Source organism: Cupriavidus phytohabitans (assembly GCF_000426345.1).
GTDB lineage: Bacteria > Pseudomonadota > Gammaproteobacteria > Burkholderiales > Burkholderiaceae > Cupriavidus.
In genome coordinates this window covers 87,258-113,460 of the sequence record NZ_AUFE01000008.1, presented here as the reverse complement: position 1 = coordinate 113,460, position 26,203 = coordinate 87,258, and the positions used below count along the sequence as shown (strand labels likewise).

Below are 26,203 nucleotides of genomic sequence, written 5' to 3'. Positions count from 1 at the left end.
TCTGTATCGGGGGCTACCGGGGCTACATTTCCACGCCGCGCTGCGCCTTGATGCCCTGCTGGAAGGCGTGCTTGACCGGCGTCATGTCGGTGACGGTATCGGCCGCCTCGACCAGTGCCGGCGGCGCGCCGCGTCCGGTGATGACCACGTGCTGCATCGGCGGTCGCGCGCGCAGGTCGGCGATGACCTGGTCCACATCAAGATAGTGCAGCTTGAGCGCGATGTTGAGTTCGTCGAGCAGCACCAGCCCGATGGCCGGGTCGCGCAGCATGCCACGCGCCACTTCCCACGCGGCTTCGGCCTTGGCCACGTCGCGCGCGCGGTCCTGGGTGTCCCAGGTATAGCCCTCGCCCATCACGTGGAATGCACATTCGTCGGGGAAGCGGCGCAGGAACATCTCTTCGCCGGTCGGCTGTGCGCCCTTGATGAACTGCACCACGCCGGCACGCATGCCGTGGCCGAGCGCGCGCACCACCATGCCGAAGCCGGAGCTGGACTTGCCCTTGCCGTTACCGGTGGTGATGACGATCACGCCACGCTCGTCCTGCGCGGCGGCGATTTTGGCGTCGATCACTTCTTTCTTGCGCGCCATGCGCGCCTTGTGGCGCGCGTCGCGCTCCGGGTCGTCGGTGGCGGGGTTGTGGGAATCGGTCATGGGTTCGGGTCTTGCGTAAAGAGTCGCGGCGCCGGGGCGCCATCGGGAATCAGTGCGGTATGCACGCCGTCGCTGACGCTGACGATGCGGGTGCACAGCGCGCGGGAGCAATGTTCGGGAGTCAGTACCTGTGCCGCCGGGCCGCGCAGCGCGGTGCCGTCCTCAGCCATCAGCAAGGCGTGCGTGGCGTAGCGCAGCGCCAGCGTCAGGTCGTGCAGAATCACCACGATGGCGTGGCGACCGGCGTGGGCCAGCGCGGCAAGCCGCTCCAGCACCAGGATCTGGTGGCGCAGGTCGAGGTGCGAGACCGGCTCGTCGAGCAGCAGCAGCGGCGCCTGCTGCGCCAGCGCCGCGGCCAGCGATGCGCGCTGCCGCTCGCCGCCGGACAGCGTCAGCACGTCGCGGGCCGCCAGTGCCTCGATATCCACGGCGCGGATCGTGTCGCGCACGACGCGGTCGTCCTCGCTGCCGGTCCAGCCCCAGCCGGACAGGTGCGGGTGGCGGCCTACGCGCACCGCATCGAGCACCGACATGGAGAACGTATCGTGCACTGCCTGCGGCAGGTAGGCACGCTGTCGCGCCAGCGCCGACGGCGCTACCTGCACGGCAGGCCTGCCATCGATCTCGACAGCGCCGCCATCCACGTGGCGCAGCCCCGCCATCGCGGTCATCAGCGTGGACTTGCCGGCGCCGTTGGGCCCGGCGATGCACCACAGCTGGCCGGGGCCGATGTCCAGCGTCAGGTGCTCGACCAGCACGCGCTGGCCGGTGCGCAGCCGCACCTCGCGCAGCGCCAGCACGGGGCAGGCCGCGAGCGGCTGCGACCAATCGGCGTTCGCGCTCATCGCGGCCTCCGCAACAGCAGATACAGGAAAGTCGGCACGCCCAGCAGCGCGGTGATCACGCCCACCGGCAGCTGTGCCGGGGCGATCACGGTGCGCGCGATCAGGTCGGCCGCCATCAGCAGCGCACCGCCCAGCAGCACCGCTGCCGGCAGCAGCATGCGCTGGTCGTTGCCCCACGCCAGCCGCACCAGGTGCGGCACGACCAGGCCGACGAAGCCGATCGAACCGGCGGTAGTGATGACCACCGCGATGCACACCGAGGCCAGCAGAAAGGTCAGCAGCCGCACCCGGCCCACGCGCACGCCCAGCGACTGGGCCACGGTCTCGCCCAGCAGCATCACGTTGAGCGCGCGCGCCATCGGCATGGCGAGCAGCAGCGCGACGACCATCGTGGCAAGCGCGCCGCCATAGCTGGCGGTGCCGCCCAGGTCGCCGGTCAGCCAGAACAGCATGCCGCGCAGCCGCGATTCCGGCGCCACGGCAAGGATCAGCGTGATCACCGCGCCCCAGCCGGCGGCAAGGATCACGCCTGTCAGCAGCAAGCGCGCACCGGCTTCGCGATGGCCGCCCTGCACCTGAGGGTGCAGCAGGTCGCGCCGCGCCAGCGTTGCCACCAGCAGCATCGAGCACAGCGCGCCGACCGCGGCGGCCATCTGCACGCCCCACCACGGCGCCAGCACCAGCATCGCCAGCAAGGCGCCGACCGACGCGCCGCCGGAGACGCCCAGCACGTAAGGCTCGGCCAGCGGGTTGCGCAGCAGCACCTGCATCAGCGCGCCGGACAGCGCCAGCAGCCCGCCGCAGGCAAAGGCCGCGGCCGCGCGCGGCAGGCGCAGTTCGCGCACGATGGCACTGGCGGTGCCGCCGTCGGTGCCCGTATCGGCACCGCTGAGCGCCTGCCACAGTTCGCGCGCATCGAGCGAGACGCTGCCCAGCGCGAGCGAGGCCGCGAAGACTACGACTGACGCCAGGGCGAGCGCCAGCCACAACGCCACGGCGCGCCGGAACTCAGACATGGCGCGCCCGTGCGCTCATCGCTGGCGCCAGCCCAGCGTGATGAAGCCCGCGCGCCCCTGCGTGTTGTAGGGGTAGGCGAGCTGGTAGTCCTTGTCGAACAGGTTTTCGACGCGGGCGGCAACGAACCATTGCTTGTCGATGTTGTAGCGAGCGTTGAGGTTGACGATACCGTATCCGCCCAGGCGGCGCGAGCCGGCATCCATGCGCGACGACGATACCAGCCATTCGCCGCCGAAGCGCCAGTTGCCGAAGTTGCGGCCCACGTCGAGCGCGGCATGGCGGCGGGCGCGGCGCAGCAGCTGGGTGTTGTTCTGCTCGTCGACCGGATTCTGGAAGGTCACGCTGGCGCCGAGGTCGGTGCCGTAGACGGTGGCGCGCCACGACGCCTCGATGCCCTGCACCTTGGCCTTGTTGACATTCTCGGCCAGGAACATGCCGTTGGGCTGCAGCGCCGACACGATCAGGTCGTCGTAACGGGTCTCGAACGCCGTCACGCGCAGCAGCCCCGCCGTGGCGGTGGTGTACTGCACGCCCGCCTCGACCGACCTGGCGCGCTCGGGCTGCAGGTTGGGCTGGCCGAAATTGGGGAAGTACAGCTCGTTGAAGGTCGGCGCGCGGAAGGCGTTGCTGACGTTGGCGATCAGCTTGAACGCATCGGTCACGTTATAGCCGTAGCCGGCGAAGAAACTGCTTTGGTTGCCGAAGTCGGAATAGTGGTCATTGCGCGCGTTGAGCTGCAGCTGGTGCTTGCCGATGCGCCCGTCATAGCCACCGAACACCGAGAACACGTTGCGCGTGGGCGCGCCGTAGGCGCTCGAAACCAGCTCCTGCTGCAGGTAGTCGGTGCCGAACAGCAGCGTGTGGTTGGCGGCGACCGCATACTCGTTCTGCCAGTTGAACTGGCGGTTGCGGGTATTGAAGGTGCCGTTGGGACGTCCGTTGAGGAAAGTGTCGCTGTTGTCCGCGCTCTGCGACAGCTTGAAGTGCGTGGTCCAGTCGGCGCCGACCTTGCCGTTGACGAAGGCCGACAGCGCATACAGCTCGCTGTTGGTGCGGTTGTCGTCGGTCGGGCGGCCGAAGGCGCTGTCGAACGACAGCTTGCTCTTCGAGTAGTAGCCGCTGAAGCCCGCATCCCAGTCGGGCGTGAAGCGGTGCTTCACCTGGCCCGACACGCTCTGGTTCTCGTACGGGTTGTCGTTGGGGTTGGCGCCCGGCGCCTGCTGCGTATTGATCGACGAGAAGCCGTCGGTCTTGAACGCCGAACCGGTCAGGTTGAAGGAGGTATCGCCGACCTGCCCGCCGTAGCCAACGGTACCCTGGCGCGTGTTGTTGCTGCCGTACTCCACCGACGCATTGGCCGCCGGAGCCTGGCCCGCGCCGCTCTTGGTAAAGATCTGCACCACGCCGCCGATCGCGTCCGAGCCGTACAGTGCCGACACGTTGCCGCGCACCACCTCGATCCGGTCGATCTGGTCGGGCAGGATGTTGGCCAGCTGCGCGGTGCCGCTGCTGGCCGCCGACACGCGCACGCCATCGATCAGGATCAGCGTCTGGTTGGAATTGGCGCCGCGCATGAACAGCGTGGTGTTGCTGCCCATGCCGCCATTGGCCGAGAATTCCACGCCGGCCTGGTTGCGCAGCAGCGTGCGCAGGTCCGGCGCTTGCGAATTGACGATATCTTCCTGCGTCACCACCGTCGTGTGCGGCAGCGCCTCGGTAATGGATTGCGCGGTGCGGGTGGAAGTCACCACCACCGGGGCCAGCTGTTGGGCGGTGCCGCTGTCGGCGGCTTGCGCGAACGAGGTGGCCGGGACCAGGGTGAACGAGGCAATGGCTGCCGCAATCGCAGACGAGGTTGCGGGCACGAGCGGACGCACCGCCGGGGCTGCCGGGCGGGTCGACCTGTGGAGCGATGAACGCATGATGCAGGACTAGGTAGGAACGGCCGGGCCCGTTCCCCCGCGGACCATATGGCGATGAGGCGTGCCGCGCACGGGCGGCAGCCCGCGTTCAGGCCGGTATCCGGGCTGGCGACTCGGAACCGGCGCCTTCCCGAACCTGAGGTTCAGTGGCGTGTGGCCGGTCCTGCGTGGGCATGTGGCCGGGATGCGATCCCGGTTGTTGCCGGCCGCCCTTCCGGCAGGCTGGCTGCGGAAGTGGCTGGCGCCGGCGAATGCGCACGCGGTCGCTTACCGTTGCGGGGGCAGCACAGGTTGGCCCTTCCGGCGCGCGGCTGGCAAGGCTCCCTGTTTCCCGTTGAACTGCCCTTTCGCCACGGACGAAAAGGGCGAGCACCTGGAACGTGCGCGAGTGTAGGGAGTTTCGCAACCCGCGTCAACGCGGCGCCCGTAGTGATTTGTCACAACTCTGGCAGGGTTTTGGGTGCAGAAGGCTGCAACTTCCATGCAGGTGCCCGGTCAGAAACGCTTTCCTTCGCATTGTGCGCGCCGGCGCATCGGCTAGAATCGCGTTACCTGACTTTTATCCCATCATGACAGGCCCTATGCTCAACGAACTCGAACAACTGGCCGCGAAGATCGGGCGCGTGCTGCACCATGCGGACACCCTGGCGGCGGAAAACCAGCGGCTGCGCGACGAGATCGCCCGGCTGGAGGGTGAAGCCGCGCAATTGCGCAGCGAGCGCGAGGCCATGGCAGCCGACCGCGAGTTGCTCAACATCAAGATCGAGGAAGCGCAGCTGCGCATCCAGTCCATCCTTGACAAGCTGCCGACGGCCAGCGACACGCGCCAGCTCGACCTGCTGGGCGAGGGCGCCGCGACAGGCGCAGAGCCGCACAAGGCCTCCGGAGAACACGCATGAGCAACAAGCAAGTCGAAGTCAACATTGCCGGCCAGCCGTACCGCTTTGCCATCGCGCCCGAGAACGAGGCTGCGCTGCTCGAGGCCGTGGCACTGGTCGACACGCAGATGAACAAGCTGCGCAACGGCATCGCCGCCAAGGGCGTCGAGCGCGTGGCCGTGATGGCCGCCATTTCGATCGCATCCGATTTGCTGGCTCTGCAGCGCAAGCAGCAGGCCGAGGGCACGATCCCGGTCGAGGCCATCCACGCACGCATCCGCGAGCTGAACGAACGCGCCGACGAAGCGTTGCGGCAATACGCGCACGTGGGCACCGGCACGAGGGGCTGAGCGGACCGCTTGAGGCCCGCCCTGTCAGCCCCATATACCGTGAAAATGGAGGGATGTGCAGCGGATGCCGCGCTGTCGCGCAAAATGTAACGATACGCGCGTGTGGACTTGGTAAGGCCTGCAGCGCGGTGTATAGTGTAGCCAGACTGCACGAGGCACCACAGAAGTGCAGCTAACTGGCCAGGTTATCGCGCCCGGCCGCCGTTTTCATCCCATCCTAGTTAGAAACGGCAAACGTCTGACATCCCGCAGGCAGGTCACCTACCCGACCGGTCGAAGCGGTTGTAGCGTCAGACGTTTGACAGTTTCCCTGCCTGGTTCGTGAGGGTCATAAACTCCTTGAACCGATATGCATTGCATGGTGCGGGATCATGTCGCGTGGGCGAGCGCGTCGTCGCATTCATAGTCCGGGCCTGGCTTGGACTCCCTGAGTGGATGATGTACCCGAAATGCGACTTCCGCAGCCACTCTGAACCTCACTTGGGTTCAGGATGCCGACCCAGCGGCCGAGGCGGGGACCCCTTAAAAAGGCGGTGGTTTTCTGAACCATCGCCTTTTTTCTTTGCGCGCGCGCGTGGCCATGCCCGCGCGCCCCGACCCCTTCATCCACGAACCGCGCCGTGAGCCCGAACCAGAACAAACGCGCCCGCCAGTACTGGCTGATGAAATCGGAACCGGATGAGGCCAGCATCGACGACCTCGCCCGCGAGGGAACGCTGCCGTGGACCGGCGTGCGCAACTACCAGGCGCGCAACTTCATGCGCGACGCCATGCAGATCGGCGATGGCGTGCTGTTCTATCACTCGTCGTGCCCCGAGCCCGGCATTGCCGGCCTGGCCGAGGTCTGCTCCACGCCCTACCCCGACCCGACCCAGTTCGATTCCAGCAGCCCCTACTACGACGCCGCGTCGAAGCCCGATGCGCCGCGCTGGCTGCTGGTCGATGTCCGCTACGAACGCAAGAGCACGCTGATTCCGCTGCCAGCGCTGCGCGAGCATGAGGAACTGGCCGACATGGTGGTGCTGCGCCGTGGCAACCGGCTCTCGATCACGCCGGTCACGCCGGCGGAATGGCGCTTCATCACCGGCAAGCTGATGCGCTGAGGCCGGGTCCTATGCAGCTTGCTACCCTGCCGGTGCTGATCCCTGCGCTGCTGGCCCTCGGCGCCTTTACCGGCTTCTGCGCCGGGCTGCTCGGCGTCGGCGGCGGCATGATGATGGTGCCGTTCCTGACGCTGCTGTTCACCGCGCTGGGCTTTCCCACGGAAGCCATCGTCCATATGGCGATCGCCACCTCGATGGGCACCATCCTGTTCACATCGCTGTCGTCGGTGCGCGCGCACCACCAGCGTGGCGCGGTGCGCTGGCCGGTGGTGCTGGCGCTGGCACCGGGCATCGTGCTCGGCGGCATGGTCGGGGGCGGCAAGGTCTTTGCCGCGCTCAAGACCAGCTGGCTGTCGCTTGCCTTTGCCGTGTTTGTCGGGTTTTCCGCGCTGCAGATGCTGCGCAGCCGCCGCCCCGTTCCGAGCCGGCAACTGCCGGGCGCGGCGGGCATGCTGGGCACAGGCGGCGTGATCGGATTCCTGTCGAGCCTGGTCGGCGCGGGCGGCGCCTTTGTCTCGGTACCGTTCATGACCTGGTGCAACGTGCCGATCCACAGCGCGGTGGCGACGTCGGCGGCTCTGGGCTTCCCGATCGCCGCCGCCAGCGTGGCGGGCTATGTCTGGAGCGGCTGGCAGATGCCGGGACTGCCGTCGGGATCGATCGGCTACATCTACCTGCCGGCGCTGCTCGTCATTGTCGCGGCCAGCATGCTGACCGCGCCGCTGGGGGCGCGCACCGCGCACCGGATGGATGTCGGGCAGCTGCGCAAGGCCTTCGCAGTGCTGCTGCTGTGCCTGGCGTCCTACATGCTGTGGAAGGCCTGGCAGGCATTCTGACGGCACGGAGCCTGCAACATTCGTTTGCAATCTCGCGGAACGTTTCATGCGCTGGTTCCGTCTGACAGCCACTACGTTTTTTCGGGAGAACCAGATGAAACACTGGCTTGCCGCCACCCTGCTGGGCACCACCGCCATCGTCGCTTCGGCGCATGCCGGGCCGACGGAGACGCCGTCCGGCGTAATGTCGCTGTCGGCACAGGCTGTAAGCGAAGTGCCGACCGACATCGTGCACCTGACGCTCGCTGCCGAACAGGAAGGCGCGGAGCCCGCGGCGATCTCGACGGCGCTGTCCACGCGCACCCAGGCGGTGCTGGCACAGGCCAAGCGCACGCAGGGCGTGACCGCGGAATCGGGCGGCTTCACCATCCACCCCAGCACCGACCGCAACGGCCGCATCAGCACGTGGCGCGGACGTTCCGAGATCATCCTGAAGTCGCGCGATTTCTCCGCGGTGTCGAAGCTGGCGGGCGAGCTGGCCGGCCAGATGCAGGTGCAGAACATCGCCTTCTCGCTGTCGCGTGAAGCGCGCGAAGCGGCCGAGGCCAAGCTGGCCGAACAGGCGGTGGCGTCGTTCCGCAACAAGGCGCAGTCGACCACCAAGCTGTTTGGCTACAACAGCTACACCATCCGGGAAGTCAACGTGAGCGAAAGCGGCGTGGTGCCGCCGATGCCGCGCATGTATGGCGCAGCCAAGGCGATGATGGCCGATGCGGCGGTGCCGGTGCCGGTGGAAGGCGGCAAGACGCAGGTGACGGTGTCGGTGAACGGGTCGGTGCAGATGCTGAAGTAAACACCCGCAAAAAGGCAAACGGTTTTGGGTGCTCCCAAGCCGTCCGAGCTAGCCCAAGCAAGGTGTTCTCCCTCTTCCCTCACGGGGAGAGGGAGAACACCTTCAGCACCACAAGCGTGTCACAGCACCGCAAACTGCTGCCGCAACACGTTCTTCTGCACCTTCCCCATCGTATTGCGCGGCAGCTCGTCCACCACGTGCACGCGCTTGGGCACCTTGAAGTTGGCGATGCGTCCCTTCAGCGTACCGATCAGCTCCGACTCATCGATCTGCGCGCCCGGTTTCTTCACCACTACCGCCACCACCGCCTCACCGAAGTCCGCGTGCGGCACGCCGATCACCGCGCTCTCGGCCACGCCCGGCATCTCGTCGATAAAGCTTTCGATTTCCTTCGGGTAGACGTTGTAGCCACCCGAAATGATCAGGTCCTTGCTGCGGCCGACGATGGTCAGGTAACTGTCCGGCACCTGGCGCTCACCCGCCTGGCTGACGATGGCGCCGCCAAAGCGGCCGACGTCGCCGGTCTTGAACCAGCCATCGTCGGTGAACTCTTCCTTGGTCTTCTCCGGCATGCGCCAGTAGCCCTTGAACACATTCGGGCCCTTGACCTCGACATTGCCGATCTCGCCCGGCGCGCACGCCTTGCCCTCGCCATCGACCACGCGCACCGACACACCCGGCAGCGGCATGCCGACGGTGCCGCCGATGCGCTCGCCCAGCGCGGAGTCATACGGGTTGGACACCAGCATCACCGTCTCGCTCATGCCGTAGCGCTCCAGGATGGTGTGGCCGGTGCGTTCGCGGAAAGCATCGAAGGTTTCCAGCAGCAGCGGCGCCGAGCCTGACACGAACAGCCGCATGCGACGGCAGGTGTCGTCGTCGAAGCGAGGCTCCTGCAGCATGCGCACATAGTAGGTCGGCACGCCCATCATCACGGTCGAGCGCGGCAGGAATTTCAGCACCTGCGCCATGTCGAGCCGGGGCGCCCAGATCATCTTGGCGCCGGCCAGCAGCGCGCCGTGCGAGGCCACGAACAGGCCGTGCACGTGGAAGATCGGCAGCATGTGCAGCAGCACGTCGTCGCTGCGCCAGCCCCAGTATTCGTGCAGTGTCTGCGCGTTGGACGCCAGGTTGCGGTGTGTCAGCATCGCGCCCTTGCTGCGACCGGTGGTGCCCGAGGTGTAGAGGATGGCGGCGAGGTCATCGTCCTGGCGTTCAACCGTGGCGAAGGTGTCGTCCTTGCCGGCGGCGCGCGCCAGCAGCGAGCCGCTGCGATCTTCATCCAGCGTGAACACGTGGTTGACGCCGTGGCGGAACGCCACCTTGGAGACCCAGCCGAAATTCTTGCTGCTGCACACCACCACCGACGGCTCGGCGTTGCCGACGAAGTAGTCGATCTCCGCCTCCTGGTAGGCAGTGTTCAGCGGCAGGTAGACATAGCCCGCGCGCAGCGTAGCCAGGTACAGGAACAACGCCTCGGGCGATTTTTCGACCTGCACGGCCACGCGCGCGCCTTCGGGCAGGTTCAGCGAGGCCAGCAGGTTGGCCAGCTTGGCGGTGGCGCGGTCGAGGTCATCCCAGCTGTAGTACAGGCCGTCATGGGTCTCGATGCAGCAGGCGGTGCGGTCGGCGGGAAAGCGGGATTCGAACAGGGCGAACAGGTTGGCGTTCATGGTGTGGATCGAACGAAAGACTTGGAACGGTACGGGTCAGGCAGGGGCAATGCCCCCGATGCCAGGCTGTGCGGGCATGGCAATCCCGCATTCTGGCAGATTTGCCGGACTACTCTCCCCGGAACTGCGGCGGCCGGCGCGCCAGGAAGGCGGCCACGCCTTCGGCATGGTCGGCGCCCTCCGCGTAGGCGAAATGCGCGTCGAGTTCGGCCGGAGACAGCGCCGCCGGCATCGGCGCCAGGCGGTGGATGGTGGACTTGTTGATACGCGCCGCCGCGGGTGCGCCGGCGGTAATGCGGCGCACCGTGGCATCGACTTCGGCAGCCAGCGCGCCCGGCTCGACCACGCGCGTCAGCAGCCCCTTGGCACGCGCCTCGGCGGCGTCGAAGACGCGGCCTTCCAGCAGGATCTCCAGCGTGGCGGCGCGCCCGGCCAGCGTTAGCAGGCCTTGCAGTTCCCCGGGCGCCATCGGAAAGCCGAGCCGGTTGATCGGCACCCCGAAGCGGCTGTCCGAGGCGGCGATGCGGAGGTCGCAATGGCACGCGATCTCCAGGCCGCCGCCTACGCATACGCCCTCGATCATCGCCACGGTCGGGTGCGGGCATTGCGCCACCGCGGCCAGCGCCGGCGCGATGGTAGCCATGTGGTAGTGCCGCACCGCGGCCTCGTCACCGCGTTCGGCGGGAAACTCGGCGATGTCGGCGCCGGCGGCAAAGTTGCCGTCGGCGCCGCGCACGACCACGCAGCGCAGCGCAGAATCGGCGGCCAGCCGGGTGAAGCCCGCGGCCAGCTCGCGCCACATCTGCGCGGAAATGGCATTGAGCTTGCCGGCATGCGACAGCGTCACGGTCGCCGTGGCGCCCTGCGTGGCAAAGACGACGGTGCCGCTCATCGCGGCGCCCCGGTGCATCGGATCAGCATGGCCTGGTCGCTCCGTTCAGTCCATCTTGGCGCCGGACTGCTGCACCACCTGCGCCCAGCGCCGGATCTCGGCACGCTGGAACTGCGCGAACTGCTCCTGCGTGAAGGCCGGCGTCTCGGAGCCGTTGTTGAGCCAGATCTGCTTCATTTCCGGCGTGTTCAGCGCCTTTTCGGTTTCGACGTACAAGCGGTCGACGATCTCCTTGGGCGTACCCTTGGGCACCCACATCGCATACCAGGTCGAGACCTCGTAGTTCGGCACCCCGGCCTCGGCCGCGGTCGGCACATTGGGGAAGGCCGGCGAGCGCTTGCTGGAAGCCACCGCCAGCGCCTTGATGCGGCCCGCGCGGATATGCTGCGCCGACGAGCCCAGGCCGTCGAACATCAGGTCGACCTGGCCCGCGATCAGGTCGGACAGCGCCGGGCCGGCGCCCTTGTACGGGATATGCGTGATAAAGGTCTTGGTCTGGAGCTTGAACAGCTCGCCCGCCAGGTGGTGCGACGAGCCGTTGCCGGCCGATCCATAGTTCAGCTTGCCCGGGTTCTTGCTGGCGTAGGCGATCAGTTCCTGCAGCGTGTTGGCCTGCACGCGGGTGGGGTTGACCACCACCACCTGCGGCGGCTGGGCGATCACGGTGACCGGGATGAAATCCTTCTCGATGTCGTAGTCGAGCTTCTTGTAGAACGACGGGGCGATGGCATGGTGCGCGCCGCCGATGAACACGGTATAGCCATCCGGCACGGCCTTGGACGCCAGGCTGGCGCCAACGGTGCCGCCGGCGCCGCCGCGGTTGTCGATCACGAACTGCTTGCCCAGCTGCTTGGACAGCTGCGCGGTCAGCGGCCGCGCGAAAGCGTCGGTGCCGCCGCCGGCGGGGAACGGCACGATCACCGTGACGGGCTTGGACGGCCAGGTATCGGCATGGGCCGCGGGTGCCGCGAACAGGGTGGCGGCACCGATGCCGGCCACGCCCAGAGCCATGCCCGCTGCCCGCGCGCACGCGGCCAGGCTGAACTGACGACGATTCATCTTGCTGTCTCCTCTCTCTCTTTTCTTCGGAAAGTCGATTAGATTGCCGCGAGCACGCGCCGCGGCATGGGTCTACTGCATGGTCCCGGCAAGAAAACGCGGCGCGCGTGGCGCCGCGGCTGCGGGGGCGATCCCCGTGACCTGACCAGGGTCACAGCAGCTTCCCGACGCTACGGCCGATGCGCGGGTTGCCTGCACCCAGACGTGCCAGATTGTCATCCAGCGCCTCGGGTACGTAAAGGTAATTCACCATCATGCCGCAGCTCTGGCTTCGGCCTTTTCGCGACAGGTCGGCGGCCCAGTTGAGCCGCTCGACGCAGGCGCCGTTGCCCAGGTGGAAGCGAGCCACCGGATCCGCCGGCAGCGCCTGGTGGCGCTCGCGTACCAGGTAATGCGCGGCCAGCGCCATCGCGGTATCGCGCGTCAGCGGCTCGGCATCGGCGGGCGCGTCGGCCGACAGCGCCGCCAGCCACCCGGCCCCGTCCGCCGGCGCCTCGCCGTGGCGCTCGCGCCAGCGCGCCAGGCGCTTGTCGCCGAGCGCGCGCGACACTGTATCCGCGTCCTGCTTGCGCAGCCAGTCGGCAAACCCGGGAATCGGCGACAGCGTGGCGAACTGCTTGACCTTGGGGAATTCGCGCTGCAGTTCCTCGATCACGCGCTTGAGCAGGAAATTGCCAAAGCTGACGCCACGCAGGCCGGGCTGCGTGTTGCTGATCGAATAGAAGATGGCCCACTTCACCCGGCGCAGGTCTTCCAGCGGCGCGGCCTCGTCGAGCAATGTCTGGACATTGGCGGCCATCTCGGGAACGAACGCGACCTCGACGAAAATCAGCGGCTCGCGCGGGATGCGCGGATGGAAGAAGGCGTAGCAGCGGCGGTCAGAGTCGAGCCGGTTGCGCAGGTCGGTCCACGAGGCGATCTCGTGCACGGCCTCGTAGCGGATCAGCTTCTCCAGCAGCGAGGCGGGCGAGTCCCAGGTGATCGGCTGCAATTCCAGCAGGCCCACGTCGAACCAGTTGGAGAACAGCGCCTCGAGGTCGTCGTCGAGCACGCGCAGCCCCGGCACCCGGCGCTGCCAGCGCAGCATGTCGGCGCGCAGCTGGATCAGGAAGTGCAGCCCGCACGCGCTGCTGCCGCGCTGGCCGTGGAGCGCGGCCAGGCGCTTGAAGAAGCGGATGCGGGCGCTGGACAGGGCATGGGTCAGCCCGGAATGGCCGCCCTTGCCGTCGGGCTTCGCCTCACCCTTGGCTTCACCTTTGCCTTCACCCTTGGCTTCACCTTTGCCTTCACCCTTTGCGTCGCCCTTGCCCTCGCCTTTGGCGTCGGCGGCTTTTTCGCCGCTGCTGCTGGCCACCTCGGCAAGCAACTCCAGCATGGCACGCCGGGTGGCCTCGCCCGCTGCCTCGTACTCGGCCTGCCATGCCTGCGCGGCGGCATTGGCGGCACCGTCGGTCAGTCGGGCATCGAAGCACAGCCGCAACTGCTCGCGCTGGCGCCGCGCCACGCGCGGTGCCAGCGGCACCTCGCCGTCGGCATGCGCGACGTCGTTGGCTGCCTTGGCCGCGGCCTCGGCTTCGCCTTTGCGGCCCCACCAGCGGCCCAGCCGCGACAGGAAATTACTGCCGGCCGGCTCGCTCTCGCCCAGCGGCGCGCTGATTTTCTGGTCACCCGTGTCGAAGGAGTTCATGCGGTACCTGCCTTGTGCATCGATCGGAACGTAGAAGACTTGCCATGCTGCGGTGAGAGGCGTGAGCTGTGAAACGTGTGGCGTGGGCAGCTAGTCGTCGCCACTGGCCACGCGCAGCGCCGGTGGTGCCCGGGTCGGCTGCGCCGTGCCGGCGGCGTTGTCGAGCGCCTGCAGTGCCGCGCGCTGGCGCAGCAGATGGGTCTTCATCATCGCCTCGGCACCTTCAGGGTCGCGCGCCTTGAGTGCGGCGAACACCGACAGGTGCTCGGCGCAGGACTCGTGGATGCGGCCCGGCAGCTTCAGGCTCTTGTGGCGCGACAACCGCAGCACCTTGCGCAGATCGCTGATCAGCCCCGACAGCCAGCGGTTGCCGGCCAGGCGCTGGATCGCCTCATGGATCTGCGCGTTGGTTTCGTAATAGGCGTCGATGTCGCCGGCCTGCGCGTAGCGGGCCAGGTCGGCGTGCAGGCCGTCCAGCGCATCCAGGTCGGCGCGCGTGGCGTTGCGCGCGGCCTCGTAGGCGCAGCGGCCTTCGAGCAGCGCCATCAGCGGGAAGATCTCGTCCAGGTCCTGCTCGGACAGTTTGTTGACAAAGCAGCCGCGTCGCGGCTCGAGCCGGACCAGCCCTTCGGCAGCCAGCACCTTTAACGCTTCGCGCAGCGGCGTGCGCGAGATGCCGAGCAACTCGGCCATCGCGCTTTCGTCGATCCAGGCGCCGGGCGTCAACGTATGGGCATCGATCATTGCGCGCAGCCGGTCTGCGACTTCGAGGTACAGGGCCTGCTGGACAATGCGCATTGCCACCCCCGGTTGAGTACTCCGTTGGCCGGAACCAATGCGTCCCGGTCGCCATAATTCATAATTATGGATTAGGACGGCGACGATACAAGCGATTTCGATGCTGCATCGCGGAACACAGGATCAATACGGAACAAGCGCCGGAGATAACGAGTGAGACCGGGCGTGACAGGCGCCGGCATGGCGAGAAGGAGGTGCGGCGGGCGTTTCCATGCCTCCCTGCAAAGAAACGCCCGCGCCTGAAAGGACTACTGAACTGCTTGCATCGCCTGCGGGTACGTCCGTATCCGCCGCGTGGGTCATCATTCAAACCTGGCGCTGGCCCGGCGCCCCCCTTGAAACGCGCTTGCGCGCGGATTTTCCCGTTGCCCTGTTCGGTGGCGTGAAGCATCCGACCCCAGTGGTCCTGCCGGACCCTCCCTGAATGCTTCCGTGGCGGCTGTGGCTTGCCGCTCATCTTGTAACAGTATCGTTAGCGATTACCGTGCCAGTGGCTCTAAGTCCTTGAATTTATTGATGGCACGCATCCGAAACTTGTTACAGATTACGACCAGTGTAACAGGATGTTTCTCGATTGTTACGAGGGTTTTCCCATGGGGCCAACGAGGCAAACCCGACTGTCGGCAATTGCATATGGAAAATGTGCCGCGATCTTAATTTATCGATGCGAGAATGTGCACGACGCACCGCAATAGCCTGATTTCAATCGGTTGCATATCTGATACAAGCGCGGAGCGATATTTGCCGCGTTTCGTTCGCCAAACCGCATTTCTATTTACCCGGGAGCCTGCCCATGCACGCCGGCAGCAGCGATTTCACATTCTCTTCGTCCGCGGCCCTGGACACGGCGCCGGCGTTGCCGCAGCCTTTGCGGCTGTCCTTCACCGGTTCGGGATCGGAGTATTTCCGTATCTGGATCGTTAACGTACTGCTGACCGTTGTCACCTTCGGTATCTATTCCGCCTGGGCCAAGGTGCGCACGCTGCAGTATTTCTATCGCAATACCCGGCTCGATGGGGCCAGCTTCGATTACCACGGCAAGGCCTCCGCCATCCTGAAGGGGCGTGCCATCGTGTTCGGCCTCGCGCTTGCGTTCCAGCTGGCCTCGAATGTATCGCCCTTCCTCGCGCTGGCGATGCTGGTAGCCCTGCTGGCGGTATTCCCGCTGCTGCTGGTGCGCTCGCTGCGCTTCCGCATGGCCAATTCCAGCTACCGCGGCCTGCGCTTTGCCTTCACGGGCGGCGATGCCGGGGCCTACAAGGTATTCGTGCTGTGGCCGCTGGCAGCGGTGTTCACGCTGGGGCTGCTCGGGCCGCTGGCGCACCAGCGATTCAAGCAATACCAGCACCGCAACACACGCTTCGGCACGGCGCCGTTCGGCTTTGCCGCCGGCGCCGGCGAGTTCTACGGCGTCTACCTGCGGGCTTTCGGCGTGGTGCTGGCCACGGCTGTCGCCGGCATCGTGCTCAGCTTTGTCCTGGGCGCGGTGGTGGCACCCGGGGCCAAGGGCCTTGCCGCCGCGGTAATCCTTGGCTTCGCGATTGCCGGCTTCTACCTCGGCCTGCTGGCGGTCAGCCCCTACCTGATGGCGCGCCTGCAGAACGTCGTGTGGAGCCACACCACGCTCGCCCCGCACGCCTTCCGCAGCCAGGTCGGCGCAGGCCGCATGATCTTTATCTTCGTCACCAACCTGATCGCCATCGCGCTCACGCTGGGCCTGTACCTGCCGTTCGCGCGGGTCCGCGCCGCGCGTTACCGGGCCGAAAGCGTGACCATGCTGGCCGCCAGCCCGCTCGACAGCTTTGTCGCCGGCGAGGTGCAGCAGGTCGGTGCGCTGGGCGATGCCGCAGTAGACTGGTACGACATCGACATCGCGCTGTGATTGCCGCGCCCGCCAGCCCTGGCACCATGATCCCAGTCACCTACTTCGATGGCCGCACCTCGCGTGCGCATCCCGCGACCCTGGCCGTGGAAGCGCGGCAGGCCGTGCTGCGCGATCCCGGCGGCGCCGAACTGCGCCGCGCCGCGCTGTCCGATGTGCGCGTATCCGAACGCGTACGGCGCGCGCCGCGGCTGGTCACGTTCGCCGACGGCGCCTTCTGCGAAATCAACGAACACGCCGCCTTCGACCACATGCTGGCCGCCACCGGCCACCGCGAAGGGCTGGTGTCGCGCGCGCAGAACAGCTGGCGCCTGGCGGGGATGGCGGTGGCGGCGCTGGTGGCGGTGCTGGTGCTGGGCTATTACGTGCTGCTGCCGTGGGGCGCGGGCGTGATGGCGCGCACGGTGCCGGCGGAAGTGGAGGCCCATCTGGGCAGGCTGACGCTGGCGAGCCTGGACAACGGCGTGGTCAAGCCGACGCAGCTGCCGCAGGCCGAACAGGAACGCATCCGCCAGGGCTTTGCCGCGCTCAGGCGGCCGCCCGACGCGGGACACGACTACCAGATCCTGTTCCGCCAGGGCGGTGAAATCGGCGCCAATGCCCTGGCGCTGCCCGGCGGCACCATCGTGGTCACCGACGAGCTGGTCAGCCTGGCAGGCACCGGCGCGGGAATGATGGGGGTGCTGGCGCACGAAGCCGGCCATGTGGCGCGCCGCCACGGCCTGCAGCAGGTGATCCAGGCTTCGGCGCTGGGCGCGCTGTCGGCCTACCTGTTCGGCGACATCTCGACGGTACTGGCCGGCGTGCCGGCCGCCATGCTGACGCTGCGCTACTCACGCGACCACGAGCGCGAGGCCGACGACTTCGCCATCGAGGTCATGCAGCGCAATGGGCTGCCGCCGGCGGCGCTGGCCGATGTGCTGGTCAGGCTGGAACAGCGTGCGAGCGCCGGCGCGACGTCGTCGGCATCGGAAGCCGCACCGGACCGCGGCCAGGACTTCCTGTCGACGCACCCGCATACACAGGCGCGCATCGACGCGCTGCGCCGCGCCGGCAGGTAATCCGCCGCGGCGCCTGCGCTCAGGCCGCCGGCTGCGGCGCGCCCGCGCCCGGCTGGCGCCGGTAGGCCCAGATCACCATGGCGATGCCGGCCAGGATCATCGGCAGGCTCAGCCACTGTCCCATCGACATCTTCAGCGCCAGCAGGCCGAGGAAGCTGTCCGGCTCGCGCGCAAATTCGGCGGCGAAGCGGAACGCGCCATAACCGATCAGGAACACGCCCGACACCGCGCCCATCGGCCGCGGCTTGCGCGCGAACAGCCACAGGATGATGAACAGCGCCACGCCCTCGCCGGCGAACTGGTACAGCTGCGACGGATGGCGCGGGATGTTGTCGCCCGCCTGCGGGAAGATCATGCCCCAGGGCAGGTCGGTCGCGCGGCCCCACAGCTCGCCGTTGATGAAATTGCCGATGCGGCCGGCGGCAAGCCCGCACGGGATCATCGGCGCGATGAAGTCGGTCACCTCCATCCAGTGGCGACGCCGCAGTTTGCCGAACAGCCACATGGCCACGATCACGCCGAGAAAGCCGCCGTGGAAGGCCATGCCGCCCTCCCACACCTTGAAGATCTCCATCGGGTGCGCCAGGTAGTACGTCGGCTTGTAGAACAGCACGTAGCCCAGGCGCCCGCCCAGGATCACGCCCAGCACGCCGAAGAACAGCATGTCGTCGAGGTCGCGCGTGGTCCAGCCCTTGGCCGCCATATGCGGCTGGCGGATGCGCAGGCGCCCGAACCACAGGAACATGATGAACCCGGCCAGGTACATCAGCCCGTACCAGCGGATGGCAAGCGGGCCCAGGTGGATGGCAACCGGGTCGAACTGGGGATGGATCAGCATGTTGGCGTGAATGAAGTTATCTGTATGGGCCAGCCGCGCGCTCAGCGCGGCGCCGCGGCGGCCTCGCTGGCCAGTGCGCCTGCGATCTCGATGAACGACCGCAGCACCGGCGCCACGCCGGCGCTGCCGCCGTCGCGCCAGGCCAGCCCGGTCTCGATCTGCGGGCCGGACTCGCGCAGCGCCAGGTACGACACGCCGGTGCGCCGGAGGTTGCACAGCGATGCCGGCACCAGCGCCACGCCCATGCCGGCCGACACCAGGCTGACGATGGTCTGCATCTGGATGGCTTCCTGCGCGATCGCCGGCACCAGGCCCTCGCGCGCATAGTAGCCCGTAATGATGTCATAAAACGCCGGCGCGCTTCGGCGCGGGAAGATGATCAGCGGTTCGGATGCCGCATCGCGCAGCGACACCTTGCCGTCCTGTGCGAGCCCGCCCGGCGGCAGCCAGCCGTCGGGAACGGCCAGCACCAGCGGTTCGCTGACCAGCGGCAGGTAGGCCAGTCCGTGCGGCATCGCCGGCAGCTGGGGCCGGATCACCAGGCCCGCGTCGATCGTGCCTTCCAGCAGCGCTTCGAGCTGGACGTCGCTGGTGGCCTCGCGCAGTTGCAGTTGCACCGCCGGATGACGCGCCCGGAAGCGCCGCAGCAGGTCGGGCAGGATACCGTAGTCGGCCGTGCTGACGAAGGCCAGCGACAGCGAACCCAGCTCGCCCCGCGCCAGCCGCTGCGCCAGCCCGGGCAGCGCCGCGGCATCGGCCAGCACCCGGCGCACCTCGGGCAGCCATTGCGCGCCGGCCGGCGTCAGTGCCACCGAGCGGCGCGTGCGCACGAACAGGGGCACGCCGAGTTCCTCCTCCAGCGCCTGGATCTGCTGCGACAGCGGCGGCTGCGTCATCGACAGCCGTTGCGCGGCGCGGCCGAAATGCAACTCTTCCGCCACGGTGACGAAGTAACGCAGCTGACGCAGGTCCAACCCGCCTCCTGATATGTTTTTCGACTCAATAAAGGGCAAATAATATATTTGACACTCCAAAATGCAAGGGGCATGCTCTCCGGCACAACATCGGCTGCCCGCGTGACAGCGCCCGACTCCGCGGCGCCGGACATTCCCCCGGAGACCACCATGGCATTCAACAAACGCTCCCGGAACATCACGCAAGGCGTGGCGCGTTCCCCCAACCGCTCGATGTATTACGCCCTCGGCTACAAGCAGGAAGACTTCGACAAGCCGATGGTGGGCATCGCCAACGGCCACTCCACGATCACCCCCTGCAATGCCGGCCTGCAGCGCCTGGCCGACGCGGCGATCGACGCGATCAAGGCATCCGGCGCCAACCCGCAGGTGTTCGGCACGCCCACCATCTCGGACGGCATGTCGATGGGCACCGAGGGGATGAAGTACTCGCTGATCTCGCGCGAGGTCATCGCCGACTGCATCGAGACCGCGGCGCAGGGCCAGTGGATGGACGGCGTGGTCGTGATCGGCGGCTGCGACAAGAACATGCCCGGTGGCATGATCGCGCTGGCGCGCACCAACGTGCCGGGCATCTACGTCTACGGCGGCACCATCAAGCCGGGCAACTGGAAGGGCAAGGACCTGACCATCGTGTCGTCGTTCGAGGCGGTGGGCGAATTCACCGCCGGGCGCATGAGCCAGGAAGACTTCGAGGGCGTGGAAAAGAACGCCTGCCCGTCGACCGGATCGTGCGGCGGCATGTACACCGCCAACACCATGAGCTCGTCGTTCGAGGCGCTGGGCATGTCGCTGCTGTACTCGTCGACCATGGCCAACCCGGACCAGGAGAAGGTCGACAGCGCGGCCGAATCGGCGCGCGTGCTGGTCGAGGCGATCAAGAAGGACATCAAGCCGCGCGACATCATCACGCGCCAGTCGATCGAGAACGCCGTGGCGCTGATCATGGCCACCGGAGGCTCGACCAACGCGGTGCTGCACTACCTCGCCATCGCGCACTCGGCGGAAGTCGAATGGACCATCGAGGACTTCGAGCGCATCCGCCGCAAGGTGCCGGTGATCTGCAACCTGAAGCCGTCCGGGCAGTACGTGGCCACCGACCTGCACAAGGCGGGCGGCATCCCGCAGGTCATGAAGATCCTGCTCAAGGCCGGCCTGCTGCATGGCGACTGCCTGACGATTACCGGCCGCACGCTGGCCGAAGAACTCGAACACGTGCCGGACACCCCGCGCGCCGACCAGGACGTGATCCTGCCAATCGAAAAGGCGCTCTACAAGGAAGGCCACCTCGCCATCCTGAAGGGCAACCTGGCCGAGGAAGGCGCGGTCGCCAAGATCACCGGGCTGAAAAACCCGGTCATCACCGGCCCGGCGCGCGTGTTCGAGGACGAGCAGAGCGCGATGGAAGCCATCCTGGCCGACAAGATCAACGCCGGCGACGTGCTGGTGCTGCGCTACCTCGGCCCCAAGGGCGGCCCGGGCATGCCGGAAATGCTGGCGCCGACGTCGGCCATCATCGGCAAGGGGCTGGGCGAGTCGGTCGGGTTCATTACCGATGGCCGCTTTTCGGGCGGAACCTGGGGGATGGTGGTCGGCCACGTGGCGCCCGAAGCGTTCGCCGGCGGCACGATCGCGCTGGTGCAGGAAGGGGATTCGATCACCATCGATGCGCACAAGCTGCTGCTGCAGCTGAATGTGGCGGACGAGGAGCTGGCCCGGCGCCGGGCCAACTGGAAGCAGCCGGCACCGCGTTATACGCGCGGGGTGCTGGCGAAGTTTGCGCGCCTGGCGTCGACGGCCAGCAAGGGCGCGGTGACGGACTGAGGCGCCTTTGCCGTATGCAAGAAAGCCCGCAAGATCGCGGGCTTTTTTGTTGGCGAGGCGTCTTGCATGCCGGCGGTTTGCTCCACTCTCCCAAATGGAGAGGGGAGAAACCCTTCGCCGCGCCAGGGCGACGATGGCTCTCCTCAGTCCCCGCCCGGCGTCCGCTCGATCTCCTCCAGCGTCGCGTCCAGCCACTCCACCAGCCTGGCCTCCAGTGACTGCGTCAGTTCGCTGGCCAGCTGCGCGGTCAGCGGCGCCAGCCGCGCCTGCAGCGTGGCTTCGGTATGGGCCTCGACCACCTGCGGCCATTCGGTGCGGAAGCGCAGCATCACCCGCGACAGCAGCTCGCTGCGCATGGCGCGCAGGTCGTCCTCGCCGGGATCGGCCACCGCCGCCGGGGCTTGCGGCGGTGCTTCGGCCTGCGGCTCCCCGGTATCGCCCACGTGCATGACCATGCCGGATTCGGCCATGCCGAAGGTATCGATGACCCCTTCCTGCGAAGCGGCCAGCGGCTGCGCCGCCGGTTCCGTGTCCGGCAGTTCGACCACTTCGGTCAGCAGCGGAATGCTGTCGTTGGGCCCGGGCCGCGGGATCACCCGCGATGTGGTGCGTTCGCTCATGTTGCGTCTCCCTTGGGCTGGCCGATATCGTGATGCGTCAGCGGATAGCCGCGTTCGCGGTAGAAGCGGTAGCGCTGGCGGCCGGCTTCGCGGGCGGCGTCGCCCGACCCCACCACTTCGATCAAACGTTCGAAACTGGCGAATTGCGCCGGCGGCTGGTCGGACAGGTTGATCAGCAGCTGGTGATGCGGCACGCCTTCGGTGGTGGCGGCCAGCAGGATCGGCGTGACCGCCGCATTGGGGTGTTCCAGCCCGCAATGCGGCAGGAAATCCAGCGCCGAGAAGGTCCACAGGCGTGCATCCAGGTCCGCCAGCTGCGCCGGCGTGCCGTGGATCACGACCTTCTGGCCGGCGCCGTAGGCCTTGCGGACCAGCCGGCAGACATAGCCGAGCAGGTCCGGCACGTTGCTGTGGAAGTCGATGCGCGTCATGGACGTTTGCTGCTTGCGTTGCCGGGTTGGCTGACCGCGGCCGTCAGGCCGCGCGGTCCATCAGGAACTGCGTCAGCAGCGGCACCGGGCGGCCGGTGGCACCCTTGGCCGCGCCGCTCTTCCAGGCGGTGCCGGCGATGTCCAGGTGCGCCCAGTCGTACTTCTCGGTGAAGCGCGACAGGAAGCAGGCCGCGGTCACGCTGCCCGCCGGGCGCCCGCCGATATTGGCCATGTCGGCGAAGTTGGACTTGAGCTGGTCCTGGTACTCGTCATCGAGCGGCATGCGCCAGGCGGTGTCCATGGCGTGGCGGCCGGCCTGCAGCAGCTGGTCGGCGAGCATGTCGGAGCGCGAATACAGGCCGCTGTTCTGATGCCCCAGCGCGATGATGCAGGCGCCGGTCAGCGTGGCCACGTCGATCACCGCGGCCGGCTTGAAGCGCTCGACATAGGTCAGCGCGTCGCACAGGATCAGGCGGCCCTCGGCGTCGGTGTTCAGGATCTCGATGGTCTGGCCAGACATGCTGGTGACGACATCGCCCGGCTTGGTGGCGATGCCGCTGGGCATGTTCTCGCAGGTCGGCACCACGGCCACCACATTGAGCTTCAGGCCCATCTCTGCCACGGCCTGGATGGTGCCGAGCACCGAGGCGGCGCCGCACATGTCGTACTTCATCTCGTCCATGCCCTCGCCCGGCTTGAGCGAGATGCCGCCGGTGTCGAAGGTGATGCCCTTGCCGACCAGCACCACCGGCGCCTGCTTGGCACCGGCGCCGTCATAGCGCAGCACGATGAACTGCGGCGGCTCCTGGCTGCCCTTGGTCACGGCCAGGAAGGCACCCATGTTGAGCGCCTCGATCTGCTTGCGGCCCAGCACCTCGGCCTTGAGCTTGTGGCGCTTGGCGATGCTGCGCGCGGCATTGGCGAGGTAGGTCGGGGTGCAGATATTGGACGGCAGGTTGCCCAGGTCACGCGTCACTTCCATGCCGTTGGCGATGGCGGTGCCGCGCACCGCGGCCTGGGTGGCGGCGCGGGCGTCGCTGCTGTCGACCGCGATCACGACCTTGCGCAGCAACGACTTGTCGGCGCCGTTGGACTTGCCGTTGGCATTGGCGCGCTTCAGGCCAGGATGTCGCTCCAGCAACCGGTAACCGGCGTCGCGCACCAGCGTGATGGTGCTGATGATGGCCCACGAAACATCGCGCTGCTGCGGCGCCTGCTGCGCCAGGCACCACAGCGCGGTGGTGGCGCGCGTGGACGACAAGGCACGCACCGCGGTGCGCACGGCGTCGGCAAAGGCCTTGTCCGAGAACTCGGCTTCCTTGCCCAGGCCCACCAGCAGCACGCGCGCGGCGCCAACGCCGGCCACTTCGTGCAGCATCAGGTGGGTGCCGCGCTTGCCTTCGAAATCGCCCTGCTTGACCAGGCGCGCCACCAAGCCCTTGGTGGCCGTGTCCAGCGCCTTGGCCACGCCGGCAAGGTTCTGGCCCTCGAACAGGCCGACCACGAGGCAGTCAGTCTTGGTCGCCAGGAAACCATTTTGGCCGGCTTTGCTCAAATCCAGGGCTTTTGTGCTAAATTCCATCGCGCTTCCTTCCAGGGGCTCGTTAGACACGAAAGCCTCCATTATCCGCGATTTTTACCCCGCGACCTGCCGCCGCTGATACGCCCCGGTCACGCTGACAGCCACTTGTGCTACCAGTCCGCTGTTCTGCCAGGCACCTCGCACGGCACATCGCCCGCTCCGGCCGGCAGCCCGGAACCGAATCCGCATGATCCTTCAACAAGCCCTGCGACGCGAGCTCGCCTACACCGCCGGGGCGGTGTTCCTGGTGATGCTGACCTTCATGCTCACGTCGCTCGTGATCCGCATTCTGGGGATGGCCGCGAGCGGCAAGGCCAGTCCCAACGACGTGCTGATGCTGATCGGCCTGGCCACGATCGGCTATCTCTCGATCCTGCTGTCCGCCACGCTCTTCATCTCCACCCTGATCGTGCTCACGCGCTGGTACAAGGATTCGGAGATGGTGGTGTGGTTCTCGGCCGGCATCTCGCTGCGCGACCTGGTCAAGCCGGTGCTGCAGTTCGCCGCGCCGTTCATCGTGCTGGCGCTGCTGCTGGGCATGTTCGCCTGGCCGTGGGCCAACCAGCAGAGCGCGCTGTTCCGCGACCGCTTCGAGCAGCGCGGGGTGATGTCGATGATCGCCGCCGGCCGCTTCATCGAACCCGCCAAGGCCAACTACGTGCTGTTCATTGAGGGCATGGACCCCGACATGAAGTATGCGCGCAATGTCTTCGTCGCCAATGCCGAGGCCGACAAGATCGGCGTGGCGCTGGCGCACCAGGGCAAGTTCGAGACCATGCCCAACGGCGACCGCCTGGTGGTGATGGAGAACGGCCGCCGCTATTCCGGCACGCCCGGCCAGGTCGACTACCGCATCGTCGAGTTCGAACGCTATGCGGTCAAGGTGGACAACAAGCCGCCCGAGTCCGAAGCCAAGCTGCCGCCCAAGAGCCGCGACACCATCGAGCTGATCCGCAACCCCACGCGCGAGAACCTGGGCGAGCTGATCTGGCGCATCTCGCTGCCGATCCTGGCCTTTAACTTCGTGATGATCGCGATCCCGCTGGCCTACGTGAACCCGCGCCTGGGCCGCTATACCCCGCTGGTGTTCGCGGTGCTGATCTACCTCACGTACAGCAACCTGATCAACCTGACCCAATCCTGGGTGCGCAACGGCTCGGTGCCGTTCTGGCTGGCCTGGTGGCCGATCCACCTGACGGTGTTCCTGGGGGCGCTGGTGCTGTTCCGCTACCGGCAGAACCGCAGCCTGGGCGGCTGGCGCGCCGTGTTCGGCCTGAAACGCGGCAGTGCCGCCACCAGCGGGAGCCGGGCATGAGGATCCTGCGCGTCTATGAACGCTACTTCGGGCGGCTGGTCTATGGCGTGTTCGCCTTCATCCTGTTCGCGGTGCTGTCGCTGTTCGTGTTCTTCGACATGCTCAACGAGCTGGAGAACGTCAACGCCCAGTACACCTCGCTGGTGGCGCTGTTCCACGTGCTGCTGCAGGCCCCTACCCGGGTCTACGAGGTGCTGCCGATCGCGGTGCTGATCAGTGCGATCTACGTGTTCTCGCAGCTGGCCAGCCAGTCCGAGTTCACCATTTTCCGCGTCGCCGGCCTGAACACGCGGCAGGCGCTGTTCTCGCTGTTCAAGCTGGCTGTGCCGCTGGCGATCGTGACCTTTATCTTCGGCGAGTTCATCGGGCCGCGCGCGGAGCAGTACGCGCAGAAGATCAAGCTCGAGGCGATCGGCGCGACGGTGTCGGCGGGCTTCCGCTCGGGCGTCTGGGTCAAGGACCGCGACCAGGACCCGGCCGGCGGCGGCGAGATCACCCGCTTCGTCAACGTAGCCGGGCTGCAGCCGGACCAGACCATCACCGGCATCACCATCTACGAGTTCGACCCCCAATACCGGCTGCGCGTGATCCGCGTGGCCGAGGAAGGCCGCTACCAGGGCGGCCAGTCGTGGGAACTGCAAGGGGTCAGCGAGACGCGCTTCACCGAGCTGATGCCGCAGGCCGATCCGGCAAAGCCCGCGCCGCCGCGCGATGCACTGGCACCGGATTTCCGCGCCGAGCAGCTGAAATTCCCGCGCGTGGCAATGCACTCGGAGCTGACGCCGCAGATCCTGTCGGTGCTGCTGGTGACGCCGGAGCGGATGTCGACGCTGGACCTGTTCCGCTATATCCGCCACCTGCGCGACAACAAGCAGGACACGCAGCGCTATGAGATCGCGTTCTGGAAGAAGGTGATCTACCCGCTGACGCTGTTCGTGATGGTGGCGCTGGCGCTGCCCTTCGCCTACCTGCACGCGCGTGCCGGGGCGGTAGGCGTGAAGGTGTTCGGCGGCATCATGCTGGGGCTGTCGTTCCACCTGTCCAATACGCTGTTCTCGCACGTCGGCCTGCTGCACACATGGCCGCCCATCATCTCCGCGCTGGTGCCAGGCACGCTCTACCTGACGGTGGCGCTGCTGGCGCTGCGCTGGGTCGACCGGCACTGAGG

General features: G+C 67.3%; 24 protein-coding genes and 1 other RNA gene. 11 read left to right on the top strand and 14 right to left on the bottom strand.

The features are described 5' to 3' along the window. Positions 1 to 22: 22 nt before the first annotated feature. Genes cobO through K309_RS0108630 form a run of 4 tightly spaced genes read right to left on the bottom strand, consistent with a single transcriptional unit; the run spans position 23 to position 4,439 of the window. Positions 23 to 655, bottom strand: a complete 633-nt coding sequence (gene cobO / locus K309_RS0108645) for a cob(I)yrinic acid a,c-diamide adenosyltransferase (RefSeq protein ID WP_029046053.1) — start codon at positions 653 to 655, stop codon at positions 23 to 25. Then, on the bottom strand, positions 652 to 1,500 hold the full coding sequence (locus K309_RS0108640) for an ABC transporter ATP-binding protein (RefSeq protein ID WP_029046052.1): 849 nt from the start codon (positions 1,498 to 1,500) through the stop codon (positions 652 to 654). The genes cobO and K309_RS0108640 overlap by 4 nt, the downstream gene beginning before the upstream one ends. Next, positions 1,497 to 2,516 (bottom strand): FecCD family ABC transporter permease, encoded by a 1,020-nt coding sequence (locus K309_RS0108635; RefSeq protein ID WP_029046051.1) that lies wholly within the window; start codon positions 2,514 to 2,516, stop codon positions 1,497 to 1,499. Before K309_RS0108635 ends, K309_RS0108640 begins: the two co-directional genes overlap by 4 nt. A gap of 15 nt (positions 2,517 to 2,531) precedes the next feature. Then, a complete protein-coding gene (locus K309_RS0108630) occupies positions 2,532 to 4,439 on the bottom strand; it encodes a TonB-dependent receptor domain-containing protein (protein ID WP_029046050.1) in 1,908 nt (635 codons plus the stop codon). 581 nt (positions 4,440 to 5,020) lie between these two features. Between K309_RS0108630 and K309_RS0108625 the strand changes: the two genes are divergently transcribed. From K309_RS0108625 to K309_RS0108605, 6 genes are all read left to right on the top strand, one after another. Beyond that, positions 5,021 to 5,338: a hypothetical protein gene (locus tag K309_RS0108625; RefSeq protein WP_029046049.1), complete on the top strand. Its 318-nt coding sequence runs from the start codon at positions 5,021 to 5,023 to the stop codon at positions 5,336 to 5,338. Beyond that, positions 5,335 to 5,667: a cell division protein ZapA gene (locus K309_RS0108620; protein ID WP_029046048.1), complete on the top strand. Its 333-nt coding sequence runs from the start codon at positions 5,335 to 5,337 to the stop codon at positions 5,665 to 5,667. Before K309_RS0108625 ends, K309_RS0108620 begins: the two co-directional genes overlap by 4 nt. 304 nt (positions 5,668 to 5,971) lie before the next feature. Further along, positions 5,972 to 6,189, top strand: a non-coding RNA gene (ssrS, locus tag K309_RS39530) — 6S RNA. A 98-nt stretch (positions 6,190 to 6,287) separates the two neighbouring features. Then, the gene (locus tag K309_RS0108615) at positions 6,288 to 6,770 is read left to right on the top strand and encodes an EVE domain-containing protein (protein WP_029046047.1); all 483 of its coding nucleotides are present in this window, start codon (positions 6,288 to 6,290) and stop codon (positions 6,768 to 6,770) included. Positions 6,771 to 6,781: 11 nt separating this feature from the next. After that, positions 6,782 to 7,606: a sulfite exporter TauE/SafE family protein gene (locus K309_RS0108610; RefSeq protein ID WP_029046046.1), complete on the top strand. Its 825-nt coding sequence runs from the start codon at positions 6,782 to 6,784 to the stop codon at positions 7,604 to 7,606. 94 nt (positions 7,607 to 7,700) lie between these two features. Beyond that, complete coding sequence (locus K309_RS0108605) at positions 7,701 to 8,399, top strand: SIMPL domain-containing protein (RefSeq protein ID WP_029046045.1); 699 nt, start codon at positions 7,701 to 7,703, stop codon at positions 8,397 to 8,399. Between the two features lie 119 nt (positions 8,400 to 8,518). On the opposite strand, the gene K309_RS0108600 is transcribed toward K309_RS0108605, so the two are convergent. The 5 genes from K309_RS0108600 to K309_RS0108580 all read right to left on the bottom strand — a co-directional run bounded on the left by K309_RS0108600 (position 8,519) and on the right by K309_RS0108580 (position 14,508). Continuing rightward, a complete protein-coding gene (locus K309_RS0108600) occupies positions 8,519 to 10,072 on the bottom strand; it encodes a malonate--CoA ligase (RefSeq protein WP_029046044.1) in 1,554 nt (517 codons plus the stop codon). Positions 10,073 to 10,181: 109 nt separating this feature from the next. Continuing rightward, a complete protein-coding gene (locus K309_RS0108595) occupies positions 10,182 to 10,964 on the bottom strand; it encodes an enoyl-CoA hydratase/isomerase family protein (RefSeq protein ID WP_029046043.1) in 783 nt (260 codons plus the stop codon). Between the two features lie 45 nt (positions 10,965 to 11,009). Then, on the bottom strand, positions 11,010 to 12,023 hold the full coding sequence (locus K309_RS0108590) for a Bug family tripartite tricarboxylate transporter substrate binding protein (protein ID WP_029046042.1): 1,014 nt from the start codon (positions 12,021 to 12,023) through the stop codon (positions 11,010 to 11,012). Between the two features lie 151 nt (positions 12,024 to 12,174). Next, a complete protein-coding gene (locus K309_RS0108585; RefSeq protein ID WP_029046041.1) occupies positions 12,175 to 13,710 on the bottom strand; it encodes a malonyl-CoA decarboxylase domain-containing protein in 1,536 nt (511 codons plus the stop codon). Between the two features lie 90 nt (positions 13,711 to 13,800). Beyond that, a complete protein-coding gene (locus K309_RS0108580; RefSeq protein WP_029046040.1) occupies positions 13,801 to 14,508 on the bottom strand; it encodes a GntR family transcriptional regulator in 708 nt (235 codons plus the stop codon). Positions 14,509 to 15,301: 793 nt separating this feature from the next. On the opposite strand from K309_RS0108580, the gene K309_RS0108575 reads away from it, so the two are divergent. Both K309_RS0108575 and K309_RS0108570 read left to right on the top strand, forming a co-directional pair. After that, positions 15,302 to 16,390: a YjgN family protein gene (locus K309_RS0108575; protein ID WP_029046039.1), complete on the top strand. Its 1,089-nt coding sequence runs from the start codon at positions 15,302 to 15,304 to the stop codon at positions 16,388 to 16,390. Positions 16,391 to 16,416: 26 nt separating this feature from the next. Next, positions 16,417 to 17,451, top strand: coding sequence for a M48 family metallopeptidase (locus K309_RS0108570; RefSeq protein WP_029046038.1), 1,035 nt, complete (start codon positions 16,417 to 16,419; stop codon positions 17,449 to 17,451). A gap of 19 nt (positions 17,452 to 17,470) precedes the next feature. Here the strand turns inward: K309_RS0108570 and lgt are convergent, their stop codons facing one another. Both lgt and K309_RS0108560 read right to left on the bottom strand, forming a co-directional pair. Continuing rightward, a complete protein-coding gene (gene lgt, locus K309_RS0108565) occupies positions 17,471 to 18,289 on the bottom strand; it encodes a prolipoprotein diacylglyceryl transferase (RefSeq protein WP_029046037.1) in 819 nt (272 codons plus the stop codon). 41 nt (positions 18,290 to 18,330) lie between these two features. Further along, positions 18,331 to 19,263, bottom strand: coding sequence for a LysR family transcriptional regulator (locus K309_RS0108560; RefSeq protein WP_029046036.1), 933 nt, complete (start codon positions 19,261 to 19,263; stop codon positions 18,331 to 18,333). A 150-nt stretch (positions 19,264 to 19,413) separates the two neighbouring features. On the opposite strand from K309_RS0108560, the gene ilvD reads away from it, so the two are divergent. Further along, the gene (ilvD, locus tag K309_RS0108555) at positions 19,414 to 21,087 is read left to right on the top strand and encodes a dihydroxy-acid dehydratase (protein WP_029046035.1); all 1,674 of its coding nucleotides are present in this window, start codon (positions 19,414 to 19,416) and stop codon (positions 21,085 to 21,087) included. Between the two features lie 143 nt (positions 21,088 to 21,230). On the opposite strand, the gene K309_RS0108550 is transcribed toward ilvD, so the two are convergent. The 3 genes from K309_RS0108550 to K309_RS0108540 are packed head-to-tail and all read right to left on the bottom strand — an operon-like array spanning position 21,231 to position 23,720. Next, positions 21,231 to 21,707, bottom strand: coding sequence for a hypothetical protein (locus tag K309_RS0108550; RefSeq protein WP_029046034.1), 477 nt, complete (start codon positions 21,705 to 21,707; stop codon positions 21,231 to 21,233). Next, on the bottom strand, positions 21,704 to 22,138 hold the full coding sequence (locus K309_RS0108545; protein ID WP_029046033.1) for a DNA polymerase III subunit chi: 435 nt from the start codon (positions 22,136 to 22,138) through the stop codon (positions 21,704 to 21,706). Before K309_RS0108545 ends, K309_RS0108550 begins: the two co-directional genes overlap by 4 nt. A gap of 43 nt (positions 22,139 to 22,181) precedes the next feature. Next, complete coding sequence (locus K309_RS0108540; RefSeq protein WP_029046032.1) at positions 22,182 to 23,720, bottom strand: leucyl aminopeptidase; 1,539 nt, start codon at positions 23,718 to 23,720, stop codon at positions 22,182 to 22,184. A gap of 187 nt (positions 23,721 to 23,907) precedes the next feature. Between K309_RS0108540 and lptF the strand changes: the two genes are divergently transcribed. Together lptF and lptG are read left to right on the top strand one after the other, a co-directional pair. Then, positions 23,908 to 25,035, top strand: a complete 1,128-nt coding sequence (gene lptF, locus K309_RS0108535) for an LPS export ABC transporter permease LptF (RefSeq protein WP_029046031.1) — start codon at positions 23,908 to 23,910, stop codon at positions 25,033 to 25,035. Further along, positions 25,032 to 26,201 carry an LPS export ABC transporter permease LptG gene (lptG, locus tag K309_RS0108530; protein ID WP_029046030.1) on the top strand — a complete coding sequence of 390 codons (1,170 nt, stop codon included), beginning with the start codon at positions 25,032 to 25,034 and terminating at the stop codon, positions 26,199 to 26,201. The genes lptF and lptG overlap by 4 nt, the downstream gene beginning before the upstream one ends. Positions 26,202 to 26,203 lie beyond the last annotated feature (2 nt).